Raw genomic sequence first — 19,932 nt, 5'->3', positions numbered from 1 at the left:
AGGTGGACCATGGCGGTGGCCGCGAACGCCCTGAAGAAGTGGGAGAAAGTGCGCGAGTTCGCCCTCGGCCTGCCGGGCGCGGCCGAGGAGTTCCCCTGGGGCGAGTCCGTCGCCAAGGTCAACAAGAAGGTGTTCGTCTTCCTCGGCGTCGACGACGGCAGCTATCCGCTGGGCGTCACCCTCAAGCTCACGGACGACACCGCCCATGCGCACGCCCTGAGCGCCCCGGGCGCCGAGCCGGCCGGATACGGCCTGGGCAGGTCGGGCTGGGTCAGCATCCCGCTGGAGCCCAAGGGCTCCCCGTCGGCGGAGCTGCTCTGCGACTGGGTGGAGGAGAGCTACCGGGTCATCGCCCCGAAACGGCTGATAGCGGACCTGGACGCGCGCTGAGCCGGTGCCGCCGCGGCGGCCGTACCGCATCAGTCACCGCCGGGCGACCGAAAATGGCTAAGCGCTTGCTCGTTCAGGCCTTGTGCCGACTGAAACCTGTTCTTACCATCACCGGTGTTACATCGGTTGTGTCACAGCGAGGGGGCTGGATGACCACGGCGAGAACGTCCTCACACGGACCGCTCACGGGCGTCCGCGTGGTCGAGCTGGCCGGCATCGGCCCCGGACCTTTCGCGGCCATGCTCCTGGCCGACCTGGGCGCCGACGTGGTCCGCGTGGACCGCCCCGGCGGGCCCGGACTCGCGATCGACCCGGACTTCGACGTCACCAACCGCAACAAGCGCTCCGTGGTCGTCGACCTCAAGTCCGCCGACGGCCCCGACCGGGTGCTCGACCTCGCCTCCCGCGCCGACGTCCTCATCGAGGGCTACCGCCCGGGCGTCGCCGAACGGCTCGGCGTCGGCCCCGAGGCCTGTCACGCCCGCAATCCGCGGCTCGTCTACGGCCGGATGACCGGCTGGGGCCAGCAGGGCCCGCTCGCCCACCGCGCGGGCCACGACATCGCGTACATCGCGCTCACCGGCACGCTCGGCATGATCGGCGCCCCCGGCGAACCGCCGGCCGTCCCCGCCAACCTGCTCGGCGACTACGCGGGCGGCTCCCTCTACCTCGTCGTCGGCATCCTCGCCGCCCTGCACCACGCCCGCGCCACCGGCGCCGGACAGGTCGTCGACGCCGCCATCGTCGACGGCGCCGCCCACCTCTCCGCGATGATCCACGGCATGCTCGCCGCGGGCGGCTGGCGGGACCGGCGCGGCGCCAACCTCCTCGACGGCGGCTGCCCCTTCTACGGCACCTACGAGACCGCCGACGGCCAGTACATGGCGGTGGGCGCGCTGGAGCGGCAGTTCTACGACCGGTTCATGGCGCTCCTCGGCATCCCGGAGCAGGCACCGGCCCGCGACGACCTCGCCCGCTGGCCGGAGCTGCGCGAGGCGGTCGCAGCCCGCTTCAAGTCCCGCACCAGGGACGAGTGGACGGCCGTCTTCGAGGGCTCCGACGCGTGCGTGGCGCCCGTCCTGTCCCTGCGCGAGGCGCCGCACCACCCGCATCTCGCCGCCCGGGGCACCTTCACCGACCACGGCGGCATCACCCAGCCCGCGCCCGCCCCCCGCTTCTCCGCGACCCCCACGGCGGTCCGCACCGGCCCGGCCCGGCCGGGCGCCGACACCGCATCCGTGGCCCGCGACTGGGACGTGCCCCGGCTCGTCTCCCAGCCGGCAGCCCCCGAGCCCCCGAACCCTCAGTGAAAGGCCTCCTCGTGAGCACCGAAGCGTACGTGTACGACGCGATCCGCACCCCGCGCGGACGCGGCAAGGCCAACGGCGCCCTGCACGGCACGAAGCCCATCGACCTGGTCGTCGGACTCATCCACGAGATCCGCGCCCGCTTCCCCGGCCTGGACCCCGCGGCCGTCGACGACATCGTCCTCGGCGTCGTCGGCCCGGTCGGCGACCAGGGCTCCGACATCGCCCGGATCGCCGCCGTCGCCGCGGGCCTGCCCGACACGGTCGCCGGCGTGCAGGAGAACCGCTTCTGTGCCTCGGGCCTGGAGGCCGTCAACATGGCCGCCGCCAAGGTGCGTTCGGGCTGGGAGGACCTGGTCCTGGCCGGCGGTGTCGAGTCGATGTCCCGGGTGCCGATGGCCTCCGACGGCGGCGCCTGGTTCAACGACCCGATGACCAACCTCGCGGTCAACTTCGTGCCGCAGGGCATCGGCGCCGACCTGATCGCCACCATCGAGGGCTTCTCCCGCCGCGACGTCGACGAGTACGCGGCCCTCTCGCAGGAGCGGGCGGCCGCCGCCTGGAAGGAGGGCCGCTTCGAGCGGTCCGTCGTCCCCGTGAAGGACCGCAGCGGACTCGTCGTCCTCGACCACGACGAGCACATGCGCCCCGGCACCACCGCCGACTCCCTCGCCAAGCTGAAGCCGTCCTTCGCGGACATCGGCGACCTCGGCGGCTTCGACGCCGTGGCCCTGCAGAAGTACCACTGGGTGGAGAAGATCGACCACGTCCACCACGCGGGCAACTCCTCCGGCATCGTCGACGGCGCCGCCCTCGTCGCCATCGGCTCCCGGGAGGTCGGCGAGCGCTACGGGCTCACCCCCCGCGCGCGGATCGTCTCCGCCGCCGTCTCCGGTTCCGAGCCCACCATCATGCTCACCGGCCCCGCCCCCGCCACCCGCAAGGCGCTCGCCAAGGCGGGCCTCACCATCGACGACATCGACCTCGTCGAGATCAACGAGGCCTTCGCCGCGGTCGTGCTGCGCTTCGTGAAGGACATGGGCCTGTCCCTCGACAAGGTCAACGTCAACGGCGGCGCCATCGCCCTCGGCCACCCCCTCGGCGCCACCGGCGCGATGATCCTCGGCACCCTCGTCGACGAACTGGAGCGCCAGGACAAGCGGTACGGCCTCGCCACCCTCTGCGTCGGCGGCGGCATGGGCATCGCCACGATCATCGAACGCGTCTGAACTCCCCGCGGACCCACCAGACTTCTACGGAGACCCCTCACATGACCGAGAGCACCACGATCCGCTGGGAACAGGACGACACCGGCGTCGTCACCCTCGTCCTCGACGACCCGAACCAGTCCGCGAACACCATGAACCAGGCGTTCCGCGACTCCCTCGCCGCAATCACCGACCGCCTGGAGGCCGAGCAGGACTCCATCCGCGGCATCATCGTCACCTCCGCCAAGAAGACCTTCTTCGCGGGCGGCGACCTGCGCGACCTGATCCGGGTCACCCCAGAGACCGCCCAGGAGCTGTTCGACGGCGGCCTGGCCATCAAGCGGAACCTGCGCCGCATCGAGACCCTCGGCAAGCCGGTCGTCGCCGCGATGAACGGCGCGGCCCTCGGCGGCGGCTTCGAGATCGCCCTCGCCTGCCACCACCGGATCGCCCTCGACGCTCCCGGCTCCAAGATCGGCTGCCCCGAGGTCACCCTCGGCCTGCTCCCCGGCGGCGGCGGTGTCGTGCGCACCGTCCGGCTGCTGGGCATCGCCGACGCGCTGCTGAAGGTGCTGCTCCAGGGCACCCAGTACAGCCCGCGCCGCGCCCTGGAGAACGGCCTGGTGCACGAGGTGGCCGAGACGCGGGAGGAGATGCTCGCCAAGGCCCGCGCCTTCATCGACGCGAACCCCGAGTCGCAGCAGCCCTGGGACAAGCCCGGCTACCGCATCCCCGGCGGCACCCCCGCCAACCCCAAGTTCGCGGCCAACCTGCCCGCCTTCCCGGCCAACCTGCGCAAGCAGACCGGCGGCGCCCCCTACCCGGCCCCCCGCAACATCCTCGCGGCGGCCGTCGAGGGCTCCCAGGTCGACTTCGAGACCGCCCAGGTCATCGAGGCCCGCTACTTCGTGGAGCTGGCGGCGGGACAGACCTCGAAGAACATGATCCAGGCGTTCTTCTTCGACCTCCAGGCCGTCAACTCCGGCGCCAACCGCCCCAAGGACATCGCCCCGCGCCAGGTCCGCAAGGTCGCCGTCCTCGGCGCGGGGATGATGGGCGCGGGCATCGCCTACTCCTGCGCCCGCGCGGGCATCGACGTCGTCCTCAAGGACGTCTCCCTGGAGGCGGCCGTCAAGGGCAAGGGCTACTCCGAGAAGCTGTGCGCCAAGGCCGTCTCCCGGGGCCGTACGACCCAGGAGAAGGCCGACGCGCTGCTCGCCCGCATCACCCCCACCGCCGACGTGCAGGACCTGGCCGGCTGTGACGCGGTCATCGAGGCCGTCTTCGAGGACACCGCCCTCAAGCACAAGGTCTTCCAGGAGATCGAGCAGATCGTCGCGCCGGACGCGCTGCTGTGCTCCAACACCTCCACCCTGCCGATCACCGCGCTCGCCGAGGGCGTGCAGCGCCAGGCCGACTTCATCGGGCTGCACTTCTTCTCCCCGGTCGACAAGATGCCGCTCGTCGAGATCATCAAGGGCGAGCGCACCGGCGACGAGGCGCTGGCCCGCGCCTTCGACCTGGTCCGGCAGATCAACAAGACGCCGATCGTCGTCAACGACTCGCGCGGGTTCTTCACCTCCCGCGTGATCGGCCACTTCATCAACGAGGGCGTGGCGATGGTCGGCGAGGGCATCGAGCCCGCGTCGGTCGAGCAGGCCGCCGCGCAGGCGGGCTACCCGGCCAAGGTGCTGTCCCTGATGGACGAGCTGACGCTGACCCTGCCGCGCAAGATCCGCAACGAGACGAAGCGGGCCGTCGAGGAGGCGGGCGGCACCTGGACCGCGCACCCGGCGGAGGCCGTCATCGACCGCATGGTCGACGAGTTCGGCCGCACCGGCCGCAGCGGCGGCGCCGGCTTCTACGACTACGACGAGGACGGCAAGCGGGCGGGCCTCTGGCCGGGCCTGCGCGAGCACTTCACCAAGCCGGGCCACCGGATCCCCTTCGAGGACATGCGGGAGCGCATGCTCTTCTCCGAGGCGCTGGACACCGTCCGGCTGCTGGAGGAGGGCGTCCTGACGTCCGTCGCCGACGCCAACATCGGCTCCATCCTCGGCATCGGCTTCCCCGGCTGGACGGGCGGCGTGCTGCAGTACATCAACGGCTACGACGGCGGCGCCGGGGTGGGGGTAGGCCTGCCCGGTTTCGTGGCCCGCGCGCGGGAGCTGGCCGAGCGCTACGGCGAGCGGTTCACGCCCCCGGCGCTGCTGGTGGAGAAGGCGGAGAAGGGGGAGCGCTTCAGCGACTAGCGGGGGCGGCGGCCCAGTGGCGGCAGTGGCTCACCTCGCGTCCGACCGGGTGAGCCACTCGCCCAGCTCCTCCCGCAGCGACCGCTGGAACGTCGTCAGCAGCGCCTGCACCACCAGGGGCTGCATGTGCGCCGACAGGGAGCGCACGTCGCGTGCGTCGCGCTCCGACACCTCGCCCCGGAACAGCCGGGACAGCTCATGCGCCGCGGCGCGCGAGTGCTCGATGAGGACCGTGCGCGCCGCCAGGATCGCCTCCTGGGACATCGGTACGTCCAGCAGCCGGACCCCGAGCCGCAGCAGGCCGAGATCGACGCGGTACCCGTCGGGGCCGGGCCGTACGACGTCCATGGCCACCAGCCGCTCCACCTCGTCGTCACCCAGTGTCCGCCCGGCCCGCCGCGCCAGCTCCTCCCGGGTCACCGTGTCCACGGTGTCCGGCGCCCAGGAGGCCACCACCGCGCGGTGGATGGCGAGGTCCTGCGCGCTCAGGTCCGGCGGAAGCTGCTGGAGGTAGCGCTCGATCCCGGCGAGCGTCATCCCCTGGTGCTGCAACTCCTCGATCAGCGCGAGGCGGGCCAGGTGCTCCCTGCCGTAGTGACCCACCCGGCGCGGGCCGATCACCGGCGGCGGCAGCAGGCCCCGGGTGCTGTAGAAGCGCACCGTCCGCACCGTGACACCGGCCCGCGCGGCCAGCTCGTCGACGGTGAGGGTCGGCTCCTCGGCATGGCTTGTCATGTGCAGCAGTATCGCTGTCTCACCAGAAGTGTGAAACCTTCGGCGATCCTGTGACAAGTAACGCTCTGTGACCTGGGTCACCGCATGTGACCGGCCCCTGTGGGAAGGTGCTGCCTTGGTCTGTGCCGCAACACCCAGGGTGGTGCGGGCCGAGTCACGTACGGACACCCGGGGCGTACACCGCCCCGGGCGCACCAGAGAGTGGAACCACCCGTGAGCAAGGACGCCGTGGAAACGGCACAGGTCGCCGCACACCCCGAGGCGACCCAGGCGCCCGCGGACGCGGGCGACGCCGGTTACAGCAAGGACCTCAAGGCCCGCCACGTCAACATGATCGCCATCGGCGGCGCCATCGGCACCGGACTCTTCCTGGGCGCCGGCGGCCGCCTCCACAACGCGGGCCCCGCGCTCGCACTGGCCTATCTGGTCTGCGGCATCTTCGCCTTCTTCGTCGTCAGGGCCCTCGGCGAGCTGGTCCTGTACCGGCCCTCCTCGGGCTCCTTCGTGTCGTACGCGCGCGAGTTCCTCGGCGAGAAGGGCGCGTACGTCGCCGGCTGGATGTACTTCCTGAACTGGTCGACGACCGGTATCGCCGACATCACCGCCATCGCGCTCTACACGCACTACTGGAGCGCCTTCACCGACATCCCGCAGTGGGTGCTCGCCCTCGCCGCGCTCGCCGTGGTCCTGGCCGTGAACCTGATCTCGGTGAAGATCTTCGGCGAGATGGAGTTCTGGTTCGCGATCATCAAGGTCGCGACGCTCGTCGCCTTCATGTTCGTCGGCATCTTCCTGCTGGCCACCCAGCACGAGGTGGGCGGCCAGACGCCGGGCCTGCATGTCATCACCGACAACGGCGGCGTCTTCCCGCACGGCCTGATGCCGGTCGTCCTCGTCATGCAGGGCGTGATCTTCGCCTACGCCGCGCTGGAGCTGGTCGGTGTCGCCGCGGGCGAGACCGCCGAGCCGGAGAAGGTCGTCCCGCGCGCGGTGAACTCGATCATGTGGCGCGTGGGCCTGTTCTACGTCGGCTCGGTCGTCCTGCTGGCCCTGCTGCTGCCCGGCTCGGTCTACTCGGCCGACCAGAGCCCCTTCGTCACCGTCCTGTCGAAGATCGGCGTCCCGGCCGCGGGCGACGTGATGAACCTGGTGGTCCTGACGGCCGCCATGTCCTCGCTGAACTCGGGTCTGTACTCGACGGGCCGCATCCTGCGGTCGATGGCGATGGCGGGCTCGGCCCCGAAGTTCACCGCCCGTATGAACCGCAGCCAGGTGCCCTACGGCGGCATCCTGCTGACCTGCGCGGTGTGCGTGCTGGGCGTCGGCCTGAACTTCGTCATGCCGCACCAGGCCTTCGAGATCGTGCTGAACGTCGCCTCCCTCGGCATCATCAGCACCTGGGTGATCATCATGGTCTGCCACCTGATCTTCGTCCGCCGCGCCAAGGCGGGCCTGGTCCAGCGGCCGTCCTTCCGGCTGCCCGGCAGCCCGGTCACCGAGATCGCCACGATCACCTTCCTGCTGGTCTGCCTCGGCATGATGTGGAACGATCCCGAGGTGGGCCGCAAGACCCTCCTCCTCATCCCGCTCATCGCCCTGGCCCTCGTCGGCGGCTGGTTCGGCGTTCGCCGCCGGGTGTCCCAGACGGCGGACCAGGAGCTGACGAAGCTCACGAAGCAGTAATTCAGGGGCCACTGTCAGTGGCAGCGCCTACGGTGGCGTCATGTCGGAGATCACGTATGTCCGGGGTGACGCCACCGTGCCGTCGGTGAAGGGCGTCAAGCTGATCGCCCATGTCTGCAACGACATCGGCGGGTGGGGGAAGGGCTTCGTCCTGGCCCTATCGCGCCGCTGGCCGGAGCCCGAGGCCGCCTACCGCACCTGGCACCGCGAGCGGGCGGCGAACGACTTCGGGCTGGGCGCGGTCCAGTTCGTCCAGGTCGAGCCGTATGTGTGGGTGGCCAACATGGTCGGCCAGCGCGGCATCCGGACCGGCAGCAAGGGCGTCCCCGTGCGCTACGAGGCGATCGACACCGCCCTCGCCCGGCTCGCCGACAAGGCCCTGGAACTCGGCGCGTCGGTCCACATGCCCCGGATAGGGTGCGGACTGGCCGGGGGCAAATGGCCCCGCGTGGAGCCGCTCATCACCGAGCGGCTGGTGCGGCGGGGTGTCCCGGTCACGGTGTACGACCATGGGGAGGGCCGGAGTTGAGCCGTGACACCGACGTGCTCGTGCTGGGCGGCGCGGGCGTGGACACCATCATCTACGTACCGGAGCTGCCGCTCCCGTACGCCGACAGCTACCTGATCCACGACGGGATCCGCACCCGCGCGGGCCAGACCGGCGACTTCATGTCCCTCGGCCTGACCGCCCTGGGCCTGCGCACCCACCACCTCGACTTCCTCGGCGACGACCCCGAGGGCGACCTGGTCCGCGCCCTGCACCGCGAGCGCGGCATCGCGCTCACCGCGATCCCGCAGCCCGCGGGCACCAAGCGGGCCGTCAACCTCGTCGGCCCCGACGGCCGGCGGCTCTCCCTGTACGACAGCAGCCGCGGCCGGCCCGACGACCGCCTCCCCGAGGCCACGGTCCGGGAGCTGGCCGGGCGCAGCCGCCACGCCCACGTCTCCATCACGCAGCCGTGCTCCCACGCCCTCCCGGTGCTGCGCGAGACCGGCGTGACGCTCTCCACCGACCTGCACGACTGGGACGGCGAGAACCCGTACCACGAGCCGTTCGCCCTCGCCGCGGACCTCGTCTTCGTCTCCGCCACCCGCCTCGCCGACCCCGAGCGCACCCTGCGCCGCATCGTCGAGCGCGGCCGCGCGCAGGTGGCCGTCGCCACGGCCGGCGCCGAGGGCGCCCACCTGCTGGCCGACGGCGAGCTGACCCGTGTCCCGCCGGTGGCGCCCCCCGCGCCGGTGGTGGACTCCAACGGCGCGGGCGACGCCTTCGCCGCCGCCTTCCTCTTCGGCTTCCTGGCCGGCGAGCCGCCCCTGCGGTGCGCCCGCTACGGGGCGGTCGCGGGCGCCCACGCCTGCACGGTGCCGTCGACCCAGGTGGACGCGATCGACCGGGAGGCCCTGCTGGCGCGCGCGGCGGCGGAGCCGGAGGAGGCGGCGACGGTCACCAGCCCTTAGTCCTCGTGCCCGTGTCCGTGCTCGTGCACGTTGTTCGTCGCCGCGATCTTCTTCCATGACGTCGGCTGGGCGGGGGCCTTCGCGGACCTGGCGATCGACGCCTCCCGCGCCGTCGAGGCGGGCTGGAGCGTCAGCGCGCCCCGGTCGTAGACGGCGATGTGGAACTGGTTCTCCGGCCCAGGGTCCCCGGGCTTGACCGCCCAGAAGGTCGTCCCGAGTTCGGTGTCCGTCAGGTGGAACGCGAGCACCAGGCGCAACGGATAGTGGGAGCGGGTCTTCGCCGCGGTCAGCCCGGTCGGCCGCGTACCAGCAGCTGGCGCCCGCTCCGCCACCCGACGGCAGGCCACTGTCGGGCGAACCCTCCATCATCACTCGATCATTCAGCAGCATCACGCAGAGGCGCGCAAGGTGTACACGGAGCGTCACCCTCCGGCTACCCTGAAGTTCCGGATCGGGGTGCGATGGGGGAATGGGCATGGACGCTTTGACACTTGCCGCAGCGTCCGCGGTGGTGGGGACTATGGCTACGCAGGCCTGGGAGCAGGCGCGCCAGGCAGTGGTGGCGTTCTGGCGGCAGCGCCATCCCGAAGAGGTGCCGGCCGTGGACGCGGAGCTGGTCTACGGGCACACCCAGGTGGCCGAGGCGCGGGCGGTCGGGGACTCTTCGGTCGAAGAGGAACTGATCGGCGACTGGCAGCGAAAACTCCGTCGGTTGCTTTCGGCGGACCCTTCACTGCGCGTCGAGTTGCAACGCGTTCTCGACGAGGAACTTATGCCGCTGCTGCCGGCGGCCGAGGGCGGCCGGGTCAGCAGCATCAGGATGAACGCCCAGGTCTCGGGTCAGGGCAGGGCATACATGTCAGGCCGTGACATGACGATCAACGAGGGTCCGTCATGACCCACGTACCGCCCTCGTCTCCGCGCGAGGAGCCCGATCGAGCCGAGATGTACGCCTCGGCGCGCGATCACGGCAGAGCCTATGCGTCACGCGGAGACATGACCGTGAACAGGTCGCGCACCAAACTGATCTCCAAGCAGGTGGGTCCGTTCTCTCTGGTGATGCTGGCTGGGCTCGCCATTGTCGCGATCCTTTCCGTCGCATGGCTCGTCATGCGCGTGACCGACGACAAGGAAGGACCGTCGGACGCGGTTCCCGTGAGTACGGAGATCACCATTGAGCCAAGCTCTGGTCCACCGGGGACTCCCGTGCGCATTTCCGGCATCGGCTTCGAGCCGGGACACGCCGTACAAGTGATCTGCCAAGATCCCCTGAGTCCGCAGCTCGGTCAGTTTCGCGCGGCAGACGATGGGTCGTTCACCGGCGAGATCCGCATCCCGCGGGATGACTGGATCAGCCGGGTCGGAATACAGCAACTTGCGATCGTCGCGGCCAGCGGACAGGCACAGGACTCGGACCGGCAGGGGCTGGCGTTCTTCACGGTGCTCCGGTGACCCCGCTTCTCGTCAGTGCCGGGTGGCGTTGTGGGTGAGGACGCAGGGCGCGGTGCGGGGATCGACGTCGCTTTGTCGCAGGTAGCGGTCCGGCCAGTCGGCGACGACCTCGTCTGCGTGCGGGAAGCGGGCCGCGGTGGCGAAGACAGGGCGGGCACCGGGCCTGGCAAGGTGTCCGGGTGGGAAGCAAGCGGCTCGCTGGGTGTCTCAGACTGCGCTTGAAGACCGAACCGCTGCGGCGCGCTTGCTGGGCTGCCACCCCGGCGAGGTGGGCTACTGCCCACGCTGCTCGGGACTTACCCGCCCGTACGGGCGCAGTGCCCAGATCCTGTGCCCCGCCGGCGAGTGGGATGCTGCCCACTCGCCGAGCTGATCCACGCGTCACCCAGCGGCGGGCACCGCGCCCTCCCCGAACGCAGCCGCGTCGCTGGGCGCCATGTCCATGCGCAGTCGTACGTACCGCACCGGATGCCGCCAGGCCCCTCGGTCCTGAGCGGTGGCCACGTCAATTTCCGCGACCAGGCTGGGCTGGACCAGGACGACGTCAGTCCTCGTGCCCGTGCCCGTGTCCGTGCTCGTGCACGTTGTTCGTCGCCGCGATCTTCTTCCATGACGTCGGCTGGGCGGGGGCCTTCGCGGACCTGGCGATCGACGCCTCCCGCGCCGTCGAGGCGGCCGGCTTCGACGGCTCGTACAGCCACGTGTCGAACAGCGCCGCCAGCGGCTTCCCGGAGACCTCCTCCGCGTACCGCCGGAAGTCGGCGACCGTCGCGTTGCCATGGGCGTACCGCTGCGGCCAGCCCTTGAGGATCGCGAAGAAGTCCTCGTCGCCGATCTCGTTGCGCAGCGCCTGCAGCGTCAGCGCGCCCCGGTCGTAGACGGCGATGTGGAACTGGTTCTCCGGCCCCGGGTCCCCGGGCTTGACCGCCCAGAACGGATCATCGGCCGGCCGCGAGGCGTACACGTAGTCGGCGATCTCCTGCGCCGTCCCCTCGCCCTCGTGCTCGGACCACAGCCACTGCGCGTAGCGGGCGAAGCCCTCGTTGATCCAGATGTCCTTCCATTCGGCCACGGAGACCAGGTCGCCGTACCACTGGTGGGCCAGCTCGTGCACCACGACGGAGGTGTTGGTGCCGTTCGCGAACTGCCGCGGGCTGTAGAACGGCCGGGTCTGGGTCTCCAGCGCGTACCCGGTGTTCGTGTTCGGCACGTACCCGCCGAGCGCGTTGTAGGGATACGGCCCGAAGTACCCGGTCAGCCAGTCGGCGATCTCCCCGGTCCGCTCGATGCTGGCCCGGGCGGCGCCGTAGTGGTCGCCGAGGTCCTTGCTGTAGGCGTTGACGACCGGGATGCCGCTCTCCGTCTTCCCGGTCGTGACGTCGAACCGGCCGACCGCGAGCGTGGCGAGATAGGTCGCCTGCGGCTTGTTGGACCGCCAGTTCCAGCGGGTCCAGCCGAGCCGTGAACTCGTCGACTGCAGGGTGCCGTTGGAGATGGCCTGGGTGCCGTCCGGCACCAGCACCGACACGTCGTAGGTGGCCTTGTCCAGCGGATGGTCGTTGCTGGGGAACCACCACCACGCCGCCTCGGGCTCGTTCGCCGCGACCCCGCCGTCCGGTGTGCGGTGCCAGCTGGTGAAGCCGTAGGCCTGCTTCGCCGACGGCACCCCGCTGTAGCGGACCACGACGGTGACGTCCGTGCCCTTGCCGAGCGGCGTCCTCGGCGTGATCTCCAGCTCGTGCTCGCCGGACGCCGCGAACGTCGCGACGGCGCCGTTGACCCGGACCTCGCTCACGTCCAGCAGGAAGTCCAGGTTGAACGACGACAGGTCCTGGGTGGTGCGGGCGAGGAGGGTGGCCGTGCCCTCCAGCCGGTCGGTGGCCGGCTGGTACTTCAGCCGGAGGTCGTAGTGGGAGACGTCGTAGCCGCCGTTGCCGTACGCCGGGTAGTAGGGGTCGCCGATGCCCGGTGCGCCGGGGGAGTGGCTCGCGGCCGATGCCGGGATCGCCAGCAGGAGAGAGGCCGCGGCCAGCGCGCCCGGAGCGGTCATTCTGCGGTGCACGTCAGCTCCAAGTCCTAGGTGTGGAAAGTCTGTTCGGAGCCTATTCACTCCCTGTGTCCCTCGACATGTCCACGGCCGCCCCTGTCACACGATCGCCATCCGGCCGTCACGATCACCGCCGCCGCAGGGGCGGATTCCGGCCACACGCGTCCCGGACGACTCGTCATCCGCCCCCTTCTGCACGGGAGTTGAGTCGGGGTAGCGTCCGCCGCATGCCGATACGCACGCGCTTCACGATCTGGAGACCGCTCGCGACGGCGGCCACCGCCGCCCTGATGGCCGGCTTCCTCACCCCCGTCACGGCCCAGGCCGCACCCCGCACGAGCCAACCCGTCCACTCGTACGACAAGGCGATCCGCGAGGCCGTCTGGGTCGACACCGGCCTCGACGGCGACGGCGACGGCCGCACCGACCGCGTCGCCGTGGACATCGTCCGCCCGCGCGAGGCCGCCCAGCAGGGCCGCAAGGTCCCGGTCATCATGGACGCCAGCCCGTACTACTCCTGCTGCGGGCGCGGCAACGAGAGCCAGAAGAAGACCTACGACGCGGCCGGAAACGTCGTCCAGATGCCGCTGTTCTACGACAACTACTTCGTCCCCCGCGGTTACGCCTTCGTCGGCGTCGACCTGGCCGGAACCAACCGCTCCGACGGCTGTGTGGACGTCGGCGGCCGCTCCGACATCCAGTCCGCGAAGGCCGTCGTCGACTGGCTGAACGGCCGCGCCAAGGCGTACACCACCCGCACCGGCAGCACCCGCGCCAAGGCCGGCTGGACCACCGGCAAGACCGGGATGATCGGCAAGAGCTACGACGGCACCATCGCCAACGGCGTCGCCGCGACCGGCGTCGAGGGCCTGGAGACCATCGTCCCGATCGGCGCGATCTCCTCCTGGTACGACTACTACTTCGCCAAGGGCGCCCCGCTGTTCGACTCCGGCCCCGACTGGCTGTCGAACTACGTCGAGAGCCCCGACGCCCGCGCCCGCTGCGCCGCCGTCCAGCAGCGCATCGTCGACGGTGCCCCGCGCACCGGCGACTGGACCCCGCTGTGGACCGGGCGGGACTACGTCAAGGACGCGGCGAAGGTGAACGCCAGCGTCTTCGTCATCCACGGCATGCAGGACCTCAACGTCCGCGCCAAGCACTTCGGCCAGTGGTGGGACGCGCTCGCGAAGAACGGCGTCGAGCGCAAGATCTGGCTCTCCCAGGTCGGCCACGTCGACCCCTTCGACTTCCGCCGCGCCACCTGGGTCGACACCCTGCACCGCTGGTTCGACCACGAACTCCTCGGCTACGACAACGGCATCGACGACGAGCCCATGGCCGACATCGAGCGCGCCCCCGACCAGTGGGTGACCTCGAACGTCTGGCCGCCCCGGGCCACCGAGACGGCCACCCTCAGGCCCGCCGAGGGCACCCAGGACGGCGTCGGCACCCTCGGCCTGCGCCCCGGCACGGGCACCGAGACCTTCACCGACAACCCGGCGCACGACGAGACCGACTGGGCCGCCCACATCGACCGGCCCACCCCCGACAAGGCGGGCTTCACCACCAAGCCGCTCACCCGCGACCTGCGCCTGTCCGGCTCCTCCACGGTGACGGTCACCGCGACCCCCACCACCTCCAGCGCCCACCTCAGCGCCGTCCTGGTGGACCTCGGCCCCGACACCATCCGCGACTACGCCGCCGCCGGCGAGGGCATCACCACCCTCACCGACCGCACCTGCTGGGGCGCGAGCACCACCGGCGACAGCGCCTGCTTCAAGGAGACCGCAGCGAAGACGGCCGACGTCGACTACACGATCGTCAGCCGCGGCTGGGCCGACCTCGGCAACCACGCCTCCGCCACCGGCGCCCCGCTCACTCCGGGCAGGCCGTACACGATCACGCTCGACCTGGCCGCCACCGACCACGTCGTGCCCAAGGGCCACCGGCTGGCGCTGATCGTCGCGGGCACCGACAAGGACCTGATCGAGCCCCCGTCGACCACCCCGACGCTCACCCTCGACCTGTCCCGCACCTCCGCGCGGGTCCCGCTCGTCGGCGGCGCGCCCGCCTTCGCCCGCGCCACCGCCGGCACGGCGACCGCGACGCCGGAGGCCGCACCGCTGGAGGGCGTGCGCGAACCGGCCGCGGTGCGTCCCGTGCCGTAGCACATACGGCGCGGGCGCACCCCGCGCCGTAACCCCGCCAGTCCCGCCCTACGCGGAGGAGGCCCCGGCCAGACCGGCCGCCTCCTCCGCACACCCCCAGGCCACGGTGACGCCCGCGCCGCCGTGGCCGTAGTTGTGCACCAGCGCCCGCCCGTCCGGCAGCGTCTCCCGCTCCAGCCGCACCGCGTCCCGCGCGGGCCGCAGCCCTACGCGGTGCGCCAGCACCCGCGCCCCGGCGATCTCCGGCCGCAGCGCCGCACACCGCCGTACGATCGCCTCCGCCACCGCCGGATCCGGCTCCGGAGTCCACACGTCCTCCTCGGCCGTGCCGCCGAGCACCAACCGGCCGGGCTGCGGGAAGAAGTACGCCATTTCCCCGTCGGCGTCCGTGGAGACCATCCAGGTGCGGATGCCGGGGTTCTCCACCACGACCAACTGTCCGCGCACGGGCCGCACCGACGGATCCGGTACGAGCGTCCGGGCGCCCAGCCCCGTGCAGTTGACCACCACCGGCGCGTCCGCCTCGGCGAACGAGGACACCGCACGCTCCTCGACCACGCCGCCCGCGGCCCGCAACCGCTCCCGCAGCCACGGCAGATGGGCCGTCATGTCGACGAGCGGCAGCCGCGCCCACAGCCCCGCCCCGGCGTACTCGTCCGCGGTCGCCGCCCGCAGCCCGGGCAGCCGCGCCGCCGCCCAGCCGTCCACCTCGTCCAGACCCGTCTCGCCCAGTACCCCTTCGACCATGCGTACGCCGGTCACCTCGGGCCGCCCGGCCAGCTCCTCGTACACCGCCAGCGAGCGCAGCGCCCAGGCCCGCGCCGCCGCGACCGGCCGGATCCGGTACGGCCACCACAGGGCGCCCGCAACCGCCGAGGTGGTCCGCTCGACGGGCTCGCGCGTCCACACGCGGACCCGGTGCCCGCGCTCGGCGAGCACCACGGCCGTCGTCAGCCCGATGACGCCGCCACCCACGACGACCACGTCGTCTCTCACGTCACTGTCCACGCGGGGACGGTAGCGGAATGTGTCATGCCGCGCTCAGGACGGTGCCGGACTGGGGATACTCACCCCATGTCTGCCGCGTATGCGACCTTTGGCCTGGCACCGGCGATGCGCGCCGGAGGCGTCCTCGCGGACGGGGTCTACCAGGTCCACCGGGACTTCGTGGACTTCATCGTCGACGGACGCCCCCTGCTCTTCCAGCTCTCCGACCTGGACGCCGTCTCCCCGCTCGCCGCCGACGTGCCGCCCGCCATCTTCACCGCGCAGGTGCGCAGCCTGCTGCTGGAGGCCGAGGCACCGCTGCCCGGCGGACGGTACGTCGTCTACGGCTGCCCCGAGTGCGAGGACCTGGCCTGCGGCGCGGTCACCGCCGTCATCGAACGGGACGGCGACGACTACGTGTGGCGGGACTTCGCCTGGCAGACCGACGAGCAGGTCGACCTGGAACTCAACGGCTACCACGGGATAGGGCCGTTCCGGTTCCGCGGCGACGAGTACCGCGCGGCCCTGCGCTCCCTGCTCGACGGCACCGAGCCCGGCACCGCCCGCCGCCGCGTGCTGCTCATCGGCGCCCGCGTCGCCCTGCTCGCCAAGCTCGCCGCCGCCCTGCGCACCATCGGCATCGGCGCCGACATCGCGCACGACGCCGACCACGTGCCCGCCGAGGAACTGCGCGGCTATGGCGCCGTCGTCTTCGGCCGCGCGGTCGGCGCGGAGGAACGCGCCGCCGTCCGCGCCGCCTTCGAACGCGCCGGGGTCGAGGTGGCCTACGTCGACGGCCTCGCCCCCATCGTCCCGCTGCTCGTCGCCCAGACGGAGCACGCCCTCGACCGCAGCCCCGTGGAGCGGCGCCGCCTCACCCGGCTGGTCGCCGCCGACGGGGAGGCGGGCGTCGAGGTCACCTCCGCCTGCCGGGTCGTCCTCACCGCGTACCGCCTCGACCGCCTCTACCGCACCCACACCCGCGAACTCTTCGCCGGCGTCCTCGAACCCGGCCGCCACCGCATCCCCCTGGACGCCAAGGCCGTCAAGGGCGAGGCCTTCGTGGTCGCGCGGACGGCCGGAAGCGTGCTGGTGGAGGCCATGGCACGGTGAAAACGCGGTGACGGGACGGGGCGGGCGGCCGTTAGGATCGGCGGTCTGATGACTGCCACCCTCGTCGCCAAGAACCTCGCCGCCGGTCACGGCGACCGCTCGCTGTTCACCGGCCTCGACCTCGTCGTGGCCCCCGGGGACGTGATCGGTCTGGTCGGTGCCAACGGCGCCGGAAAGTCCACCCTGCTGCGCCTGCTCGCCGGGCTCGACACCCCCGAGCAGGGCGAGCTGCGGCTCTCCCCGCCCACCGCGACCGTCGGTCATCTGCCGCAGGAGCCGGAGCGCCGGCCGGGGGAGACCGTGCGGGAGTTCCTGGCCCGCCGCACCGGCGTGGCCGCCGCCCAGCGGGCCATGGACGAGGCCACCGAGGGCCTGGTCGAGGGGCGGCCGGGCGCGGACGACGCCTACGCGGCGAGCCTGGAGCGCTGGCTCGGCCTCGGCGGCGCCGACCTCGACGAACGGGCCGAGGAGGTCGCCGACTCCCTCGGCCTCGCGGTCGGCCTCGATCAGCCCATGACCTCCCTCTCCGGCGGCCAGGCCGCCCGCGCGGGCCTCGCCTCCCTCCTCCTGTCCCGCTACGACGTCTTCCTCCTCGACGAGCCCACCAACGACCTCGACCTCGACGGCCTGGAACGCCTCGAACGCTTCGTCGGCGGTCTGCGCGCCGGCACCGTCGTCGTCAGCCACGACCGCGAGTTCCTCACCCGCACCGTCACCAAGGTCCTCGAACTGGACCTGGCGCAGCAACAGATCAACCTCTACGGCGGCGGCTACGCGGCCTACCTGGAGGAACGCGAGGTGGCCCGCCGCCACGCCCGCGAGGACTACGAGGAGTACGCCGACAAGAAGGCCGCCCTCCAGGACCGCGCCCAGATGCAGCGCGCCTGGATGGACAAGGGCGTGAAGAACGCCCGGCGCAAGGCGGGCAACGACAAAGACAAGATCGGCCGCAAGTTCCGCAGCGAGGCCAGCGAGAAGCAGGCCGCGAAGGCCCGCCAGACCCAACGCATGATCGAGCGGCTGGAGGTGGTCGAGGAGCCCCGCAAGGAGTGGGAGCTGCGCATGGAGATCGCCGCCGCCCCGCGCTCCGGCGCCGTCGTGGCCGGCCTGCGCGACGCCGAGGTGCGGCGCGGCGGCTTCACGCTCGGCCCGGTCACCCTCCAGATCGACTGGGCCGACCGGGTCGCGGTGACCGGAGCCAACGGCGCGGGCAAGTCCACCCTGCTCGCCGCGCTGCTCGGCCGCGTCCCGCTCGACGCCGGGCACGCGGCCCTCGGCTCCGGCGTCCTCGTCGGCGAGGTCGACCAGGCCCGCAAGCTGTTCCACGGCCCGGAGGCCCTGCTGGACGCGTTCCGCGCGGCCGTCCCCGACACCGAGCCGGTCGAGGTGCGCACCCTGCTCGCCAAGTTCGGCCTGAAGTCGGACCACGTCCTGCGCCCGGCCGCGACCCTCTCCCCGGGCGAACGCACCCGCGCCGCCCTCGCCCTCCTCCAGGGCCGCGGCGTCAACCTGCTCGTCCTCGACGAGCCGACGAACCACCTCGACCTGCCCGCCATCGAACAGCTGGAGTCGGCCCTCGACGCCTACACCGGCACCCTGCTGCTGGTCACCCACGACCGCCGCATGCTGGACGCCGTCCGGGTGACCCGCCGCCTGGAGGTCGCGGACGGCAAGGTGACCGAACGCTAGGGCCCAGAGGGTGTCGGGTTCGCTCTGCCACCGGCCTGCTCCTTCAGGGCACAACAATCATGCTCAGCCGCGTGGCGTCAGGTGCGTTCTCGCCACGCGAGTGAGCATGTGCGGACCCAGCCCTCAACCCGCACCGAGGCGACGCGATGCCCGACCATGACGACCACGTCCGCCGCGAGGGCGTCGCCCCCAGGGGGACCTTGCGGCACCAGCCGCCGGAGCAGTGGCTGTTCAGCGGCATCTACGGACTGGTGCTGGCCAGCGCGATGGTGGCCGCGCTGGACGCGTCGGGCGAGGAGGCCGATCCCGGTCAGGACGCGTCGTGGGTACTGCTCACCGCGCTGGCGTCGAGCGCCGCCCATGGGTACGCGCACGTCATCGCCCAGCGGGCGTCCGTCGACGGGGCGGCCACCACGAGCAGACTGCGGTCGGTGCTCGCCGAGTGGCCACTGGTCGCCGCCGTGCTGCCCACGGTGGGGATACTGCTCGCCGCGGTAGCCGGGTGGTGGGCAGAGGACACGGCTGTGGACACGGCCCTGCTGTTCAACACCGTCGCCTTGTTCGCCTTGGGCACCTCGGCCGCCCGCGCCGCCGGGCGGGGGTGGCCTTCCTCGTGCCGGGCGGGAGGCCTGGACATGCTGATCGGGCTGATGATCATCATTGCGAATTCCCTGATCCATTAGCCGGGCCGCCGGGCCCACGTCCCGGAGAGGTCGCCATTCCTTGATCCATGCCCCGGTCCCGGCAGCTGCCGGTGCTGCTGCATCCGGCGCCATCCGCTAACCGAGCCGCGTCGCCAGCTCCGGATAGTCGGCCACGAACCCGTCCGCGTCGAAGCGGATGTCGCTGCGGAAGGTTCCGGAGGAGAAGCGGATTCGGGTGCCGTCGCCCAGCGCGGTGTACGTCTGCCGCGACGGCCGTACGGCCAGATCCGGCACCGACACCCACGCCATCAGGAACTCCCGCTCCCCGCCCGCCCGGTGCAGCCCGTGGCGCAGCACCGGCATGGAGTTGGTCAGCGGGCACAGCCCGAGGTCGCAGTCGAGGGCGCCGTCGACCTCCGGCAGCGGACGCCCGTCGGCGGTCCAGCGGCCGTGGCCGTCGTGCCGCAGATCGAGGGTGCGGGTGCGGTCGGCGGTCTCGGCGGTCACGGTCAGCCGCCGGGTGACGAAGCCGTCGGCCGTGTCGAGTTCGTAGGAGATCCAGTACGGCTCCGGCAGCGTGCCGACCGCCCGGCCGCGGGCCCGCAGCGCGTCCCCGGAGAGTTCGGCCCACGCCGTCTCGTAGCCCCGGCTGGCCGTGACCTCCCAGGTCAGTACCCGTGCAGTGGTCATGACGTCACCCTAGAGGCGAACCGGGCCCGGGGGGGGGGGGGGAGGGGGGGGGGGGGGGGGGGGGGGGGGGGGGGGGGGGGGGTCTGGCAGTGGGTTGCGGATGCCGAAG

18 protein-coding genes and 2 pseudogenes are annotated in these 19,932 nt (G+C 71.9%); 13 read left to right on the top strand and 7 right to left on the bottom strand.

Annotated elements, in window-relative coordinates:
• The first annotated feature begins 9 nt into the window (after nucleotides 1-9).
• The 4 genes from ACZ42A_RS05205 (at nucleotide 10) to ACZ42A_RS05190 (ending at nucleotide 5,157) form a co-directional block, all read left to right on the top strand.
• Nucleotides 10-390, top strand: a complete 381-nt coding sequence (locus tag ACZ42A_RS05205; RefSeq protein ID WP_468525749.1) for an MmcQ/YjbR family DNA-binding protein — start codon at nucleotides 10-12, stop codon at nucleotides 388-390.
• 149 nt (nucleotides 391-539) lie between these two features.
• Complete coding sequence (locus ACZ42A_RS05200; protein WP_468525748.1) at nucleotides 540-1,700, top strand: CaiB/BaiF CoA transferase family protein; 1,161 nt, start codon at nucleotides 540-542, stop codon at nucleotides 1,698-1,700.
• 11 nt (nucleotides 1,701-1,711) lie between these two features.
• Nucleotides 1,712-2,926: an acetyl-CoA C-acetyltransferase gene (locus tag ACZ42A_RS05195; protein WP_468525747.1), complete on the top strand. Its 1,215-nt coding sequence runs from the start codon at nucleotides 1,712-1,714 to the stop codon at nucleotides 2,924-2,926.
• Between the two features lie 41 nt (nucleotides 2,927-2,967).
• Nucleotides 2,968-5,157 (top strand): 3-hydroxyacyl-CoA dehydrogenase NAD-binding domain-containing protein, encoded by a 2,190-nt coding sequence (locus ACZ42A_RS05190; RefSeq protein ID WP_468525746.1) that lies wholly within the window; start codon nucleotides 2,968-2,970, stop codon nucleotides 5,155-5,157.
• Nucleotides 5,158-5,187: 30 nt separating this feature from the next.
• On the opposite strand, the gene ACZ42A_RS05185 is transcribed toward ACZ42A_RS05190, so the two are convergent.
• Nucleotides 5,188-5,892, bottom strand: coding sequence for a MerR family transcriptional regulator (locus tag ACZ42A_RS05185; RefSeq protein WP_468525745.1), 705 nt, complete (start codon nucleotides 5,890-5,892; stop codon nucleotides 5,188-5,190).
• Between the two features lie 213 nt (nucleotides 5,893-6,105).
• On the opposite strand from ACZ42A_RS05185, the gene ACZ42A_RS05180 reads away from it, so the two are divergent.
• The 3 genes from ACZ42A_RS05180 to ACZ42A_RS05170 are packed head-to-tail and all read left to right on the top strand — an operon-like array spanning nucleotide 6,106 to nucleotide 9,033.
• Nucleotides 6,106-7,575, top strand: coding sequence for an amino acid permease (locus ACZ42A_RS05180; RefSeq protein WP_468525744.1), 1,470 nt, complete (start codon nucleotides 6,106-6,108; stop codon nucleotides 7,573-7,575).
• A 40-nt stretch (nucleotides 7,576-7,615) separates the two neighbouring features.
• Nucleotides 7,616-8,104 (top strand): macro domain-containing protein, encoded by a 489-nt coding sequence (locus ACZ42A_RS05175; RefSeq protein ID WP_468525743.1) that lies wholly within the window; start codon nucleotides 7,616-7,618, stop codon nucleotides 8,102-8,104.
• Nucleotides 8,101-9,033 carry a PfkB family carbohydrate kinase gene (locus tag ACZ42A_RS05170; RefSeq protein WP_468525742.1) on the top strand — a complete coding sequence of 311 codons (933 nt, stop codon included), beginning with the start codon at nucleotides 8,101-8,103 and terminating at the stop codon, nucleotides 9,031-9,033. Before ACZ42A_RS05175 ends, ACZ42A_RS05170 begins: the two co-directional genes overlap by 4 nt.
• Here ACZ42A_RS05170 and ACZ42A_RS05165 read toward each other — a convergent pair.
• Nucleotides 9,030-9,239, bottom strand: a pseudogene (locus tag ACZ42A_RS05165) (M1 family peptidase); the annotation flags it as partial. The gene ACZ42A_RS05170 and the pseudogene ACZ42A_RS05165 overlap by 4 nt on opposite strands.
• 314 nt (nucleotides 9,240-9,553) lie before the next feature.
• Here ACZ42A_RS05165 and ACZ42A_RS05160 point away from each other — a divergent pair.
• Together ACZ42A_RS05160 and ACZ42A_RS05155 are read left to right on the top strand one after the other, a co-directional pair.
• Nucleotides 9,554-9,931 carry a hypothetical protein gene (locus ACZ42A_RS05160; protein ID WP_468525741.1) on the top strand — a complete coding sequence of 126 codons (378 nt, stop codon included), beginning with the start codon at nucleotides 9,554-9,556 and terminating at the stop codon, nucleotides 9,929-9,931.
• The gene (locus ACZ42A_RS05155; protein WP_468525740.1) at nucleotides 9,928-10,485 is read left to right on the top strand and encodes a hypothetical protein; all 558 of its coding nucleotides are present in this window, start codon (nucleotides 9,928-9,930) and stop codon (nucleotides 10,483-10,485) included. Before ACZ42A_RS05160 ends, ACZ42A_RS05155 begins: the two co-directional genes overlap by 4 nt.
• Before the next feature lie 24 nt (nucleotides 10,486-10,509).
• Here ACZ42A_RS05155 and ACZ42A_RS05150 read toward each other — a convergent pair.
• The 3 genes and pseudogenes from ACZ42A_RS05150 to ACZ42A_RS05140 form a co-directional block, all read right to left on the bottom strand.
• Nucleotides 10,510-10,644: pseudogene (locus ACZ42A_RS05150) on the bottom strand (XdhC family protein); the annotation flags it as partial.
• A 222-nt stretch (nucleotides 10,645-10,866) separates the two neighbouring features.
• Nucleotides 10,867-10,989: a hypothetical protein gene (locus tag ACZ42A_RS05145; RefSeq protein ID WP_468525739.1), complete on the bottom strand. Its 123-nt coding sequence runs from the start codon at nucleotides 10,987-10,989 to the stop codon at nucleotides 10,867-10,869.
• Nucleotides 10,990-11,029: 40 nt separating this feature from the next.
• Nucleotides 11,030-12,547: a M1 family metallopeptidase gene (locus ACZ42A_RS05140; protein WP_468525738.1), complete on the bottom strand. Its 1,518-nt coding sequence runs from the start codon at nucleotides 12,545-12,547 to the stop codon at nucleotides 11,030-11,032.
• A gap of 212 nt (nucleotides 12,548-12,759) precedes the next feature.
• Between ACZ42A_RS05140 and ACZ42A_RS05135 the strand changes: the two genes are divergently transcribed.
• Nucleotides 12,760-14,700, top strand: a complete 1,941-nt coding sequence (locus ACZ42A_RS05135; RefSeq protein ID WP_468525737.1) for a Xaa-Pro dipeptidyl-peptidase — start codon at nucleotides 12,760-12,762, stop codon at nucleotides 14,698-14,700.
• A gap of 48 nt (nucleotides 14,701-14,748) precedes the next feature.
• Here the strand turns inward: ACZ42A_RS05135 and ACZ42A_RS05130 are convergent, their stop codons facing one another.
• On the bottom strand, nucleotides 14,749-15,708 hold the full coding sequence (locus ACZ42A_RS05130) for an FAD-dependent oxidoreductase (protein WP_468525736.1): 960 nt from the start codon (nucleotides 15,706-15,708) through the stop codon (nucleotides 14,749-14,751).
• Between the two features lie 66 nt (nucleotides 15,709-15,774).
• Between ACZ42A_RS05130 and ACZ42A_RS05125 the strand changes: the two genes are divergently transcribed.
• The 3 genes from ACZ42A_RS05125 to ACZ42A_RS05115 all read left to right on the top strand — a co-directional run bounded on the left by ACZ42A_RS05125 (nucleotide 15,775) and on the right by ACZ42A_RS05115 (nucleotide 19,172).
• Entirely contained in the window at nucleotides 15,775-16,800 is a 1,026-nt protein-coding gene (locus ACZ42A_RS05125; protein ID WP_468525735.1) for an oxidoreductase, read from the top strand.
• Nucleotides 16,801-16,848: 48 nt separating this feature from the next.
• Nucleotides 16,849-18,489 carry an ABC-F family ATP-binding cassette domain-containing protein gene (locus ACZ42A_RS05120; RefSeq protein WP_468525734.1) on the top strand — a complete coding sequence of 547 codons (1,641 nt, stop codon included), beginning with the start codon at nucleotides 16,849-16,851 and terminating at the stop codon, nucleotides 18,487-18,489.
• 146 nt (nucleotides 18,490-18,635) lie between these two features.
• Nucleotides 18,636-19,172, top strand: a complete 537-nt coding sequence (locus ACZ42A_RS05115; RefSeq protein WP_468525733.1) for a hypothetical protein — start codon at nucleotides 18,636-18,638, stop codon at nucleotides 19,170-19,172.
• A gap of 96 nt (nucleotides 19,173-19,268) precedes the next feature.
• Here ACZ42A_RS05115 and ACZ42A_RS05110 read toward each other — a convergent pair whose 3' ends face one another.
• Entirely contained in the window at nucleotides 19,269-19,823 is a 555-nt protein-coding gene (locus ACZ42A_RS05110; protein ID WP_468525732.1) for a putative glycolipid-binding domain-containing protein, read from the bottom strand.
• Nucleotides 19,824-19,932: the final 109 nt, after the last annotated feature.

The organism is Streptomyces sp. NPDC030838 (genome assembly GCF_055572035.1).
This window is presented reverse-complemented; position numbering and strand designations above follow the sequence as displayed.